Source organism: uncultured Campylobacter sp. (assembly GCF_937890585.1).
Taxonomy (GTDB): domain Bacteria; phylum Campylobacterota; class Campylobacteria; order Campylobacterales; family Campylobacteraceae; genus Campylobacter_A.
Genome location: NZ_CALACG010000229.1, coordinates 1 through 3,249, shown reverse-complemented (window position 1 = coordinate 3,249; position 3,249 = coordinate 1). Strand labels below are relative to the sequence as shown.

Genomic DNA, 3,249 nt, shown 5'->3' with positions numbered 1-3,249 from the left:
GGCTAAAATGGCGAAAAGTTACATCTGCGTCTTTGACTGCGAGACGATACCTGATGCAAATTTGATAAGAAAAATTTACGGCATTGACGGGAGCGACGAAGATGTGAGCGTGCAGGCGATGGCATTGCAAAAAGAGGCCAGTGGGAGTGAGTTTTTGCCTGTGATGTTTCATAGAGTCGTGGCGATCTCTGCGGTGATGGCCGATGAATACGGCAAATTTTTAAAAGTCAGCACGATGGAGGGCAAGGACGAGCGCGAGATCATCGCTAAATTTTTAAAATTTATAAATGATTATAACCCAAGGCTTGTTAGCTTTAACGGTCGTGGCTTTGACCTGCCAATGCTTATGGTGCGTGCGATGCGCTACAACCTAAATGCAGCGGCATATTACGAGAGCGAAAACAAAGAGCTAAACAAAAACAAATGGGAAAATTATAGAGCTAGATATTCGCCTAAATTTCACCTTGACCTGCTTGATTTTATAAGCGATTTTGGAAGTGTGAGAGGGCTAAAGCTTGATACGCTTTGTGCTAGCTTAAATTTACCTGGCAAATACGACGTGCATGGCGATCAGGTGCTTGAACTATACTACGCTGGCGAGCTTGATAAGATAAACGAATACTGCGAAAGCGACGTGCTTAATACCTACTGGCTCTTTTTAAAATTTGAGCTTTTGCAGGCAAATATCTTGCAAGATGACTACATAAATCACCTAAACGTGATGAGTGAATTTCTAGCCAAAAACTGCGCTCACAGGGGATACACTGAGGTCTTTTGCTCTGCGATAAGTGACGAGCTAGAAAGAATTTCTGGCAAGCTAGACTACGAGATAAAGGTAGATAAAGAGGCTTTGGAATTTAGCGAATTTGATGATGTAAGGCCCATTAGCAAAGAGGAGCTAAACCGCGATATGCTGGGCGGTCTGCTTAAAAAAGCAAGCGATCTAAAGCCAAAAGAGCCAAAGAGCAAGACACTTTTTGAAGAGAAAGTGCCTGAGATAAATTTAGACGACGAATAAGCCAAAATGAAAGGAAAAATATGAAAATTTTAGTAACCGGAACAGCTGGATTTATAGGATTTCACCTTGCAAATGCCCTTGTGGCGCGCGGGGATGAGGTCGTTGGGTATGACGTGATAAATGACTATTACGACGTAAATTTAAAGCTTGCACGCCTAAAAACGGCTGGTTTTGACGTGAGCGAGATAGACTACGGCAAGCTTATCACCTCAAAAACGCATGCAAATTTAAAATTTATAAAAGCAGACCTTGCTGATGAAAAGACTATGAAAGAGCTTTTTGAGAAGCAAAAATTTGATGTAGTGGTAAATTTAGCCGCACAAGCTGGCGTTCGCTACTCGCTCATAAACCCAAAAGCCTACATCGACAGCAACATCACAGGCTTTATGAACATCCTCGAGTGCTGCCGCCACAATGAGATCAAAAATTTAGTCTATGCAAGCTCAAGCTCAGTTTATGGCCTAAATGAGAACATGCCATTTTCTACGCACGAGGGGGTCAATCACCCTATAAGTCTCTATGCAGCGACTAAAAAGAGCAACGAGATGATGGCGCACACTTATAGCCACCTATTTAATGTGCCAACGACTGGACTTCGCTTTTTTACAGTTTATGGGCCATGGGGACGCCCTGATATGGCGCTATTTTTGTTTGTTGATGCCGCGCTTAAAGATAAGACCATCGACGTCTTTAACTACGGCAAGATGAAGCGCGACTTTACCTACGTGGATGACATCGTAAAGGGTATCATCAAGTGTATCGACAACCCTGCTAAGCCAAATCCAGCTTGGGACGCAAAGCACCCAGACCCTGCCACCTCAAAAGCGCCGTTTAAGGTCTATAATATCGGCAACAACAGCCCAGTCGAGCTCATGGACTACATCAAGGCAGTTGAGATAAAGATCGGCCGTGAGATCAAGAAAAATTTCCTCCCACTTCAAGCAGGCGACGTGCCAGCGACATTTGCAGACGTTAGCGACCTTGTAGCTGACTTTGACTACAAGCCAAATACAAAAGTAAATGACGGCGTGGCTAAATTTGTCGAGTGGTATAGCGAGTTTTACGGGATCAAAATTTAAATGAGGCGTTGCGAGTGGGCCAAGGGCGAGCTTGACATAGCCTACCACGATAATGAGTGGGGCAAAGTCATAAAAGATGATAGAAAATTTTTTGAGATGATAGTTTTAGAGGGCTTTCAAGCAGGACTTTCGTGGCATGGAGTGCTTCAAAAAAGAGAGGCTATGAGAGCGGCGTTTGACGGCTTTGACCCTGAAAAGATCAAGCTTTATGGCGAGGTTGAGATAGCTAAATTTATGCAAAACGAAGGGCTAATACGCAATAGACTAAAACTAAAATCGCTTGCCACAAACGCCATTGCATTTTTATCAGTAACGCAAGAATTTGGCAGCTTTTATGACTATTTGTGGGGACATTTGCTAAAGAAATTTGACCCAAAATTTGACGGCAAACAGATCATCAATCACTATCAAAATATCAAGCAAGTGCCGGCAACTACGCCGATGTCTGACTTTGTGGCAAAGGAGCTAAAAAAGCGAGGGTTTAAGTTTCTAGGCTCTGTTAGCACCTATGCCTTTTTGCAAAGCGTGGGCGTGGTAGATGATCATATGGACTATTGTTTTTGTAAGTGCAAGGCTTGATTAGAATAATTTTTGCACTTTTGGTGCTTTTAAATTTTGCATTTTCTCTTGAACTATTACGCCTTAGCGAATTTAAAGATCAAAACGTAAGTGGCTGGCTAGCTAGCGAGAAGCTTGATGGCGTGCGTGCCTACTGGGACGGAGAGAATTTACTCTCAAGGCAGGGCAAAAAGCTAAATGCACCGCTAAGTTTTACTAAAAATTTCCCTAAATTTGCACTTGATGGTGAGCTTTACGCAAAGGAGCTTAAATTTGAAGAAATTCAAGCAAGCGTGATGGATAAGCTGCCAGATGAAAAGGCGTGGAGCAGGCTAAAATTTCACATTTTTGACGTGCCAGAGGCAAGTGGCGGACTACTTACCAGACTGGAAGTTTTGGCTAAATTTCTAAAAAATGAGCCAAATCAAAATTTGATCATCATAAAGCAGATAAAAATGCGTGATAACGCTCAGTTTTTAAAATTTACAAAGGACATTATCGCAAGAGGCGGCGAGGGAGCAGTCGTGCGTGAGCCAAATGTGCCATACGAGCGAAAACGAAGCAAAAATGCGCTCAAATTTAAGAAATTTAAAG

The 3,249-nt window shown here is 42.7% G+C and carries 3 protein-coding genes and 1 pseudogene; all 4 read left to right on the top strand.

Annotated elements, in window-relative coordinates; all coding sequences use genetic code 11:
• Positions 1 to 7: 7 nt before the first annotated feature.
• A pseudogene (locus Q0296_RS06815) lies at positions 8 to 775 on the top strand (3'-5' exonuclease); the annotation flags it as partial.
• Between the two features lie 263 nt (positions 776 to 1,038).
• Positions 1,039 to 2,097, top strand: coding sequence for an NAD-dependent epimerase (locus Q0296_RS06810; RefSeq protein ID WP_298038446.1), 1,059 nt, complete (start codon positions 1,039 to 1,041; stop codon positions 2,095 to 2,097).
• Complete coding sequence (locus Q0296_RS06805; RefSeq protein WP_298038434.1) at positions 2,098 to 2,676, top strand: DNA-3-methyladenine glycosylase I; 579 nt, start codon at positions 2,098 to 2,100, stop codon at positions 2,674 to 2,676. It abuts the gene before it with no gap.
• On the top strand, positions 2,676 to 3,249 hold a 574-nt coding region (locus tag Q0296_RS06800; RefSeq protein ID WP_298038422.1), incomplete at its 3' end, for a DNA ligase. The genes Q0296_RS06805 and Q0296_RS06800, both read left to right, overlap by 1 nt.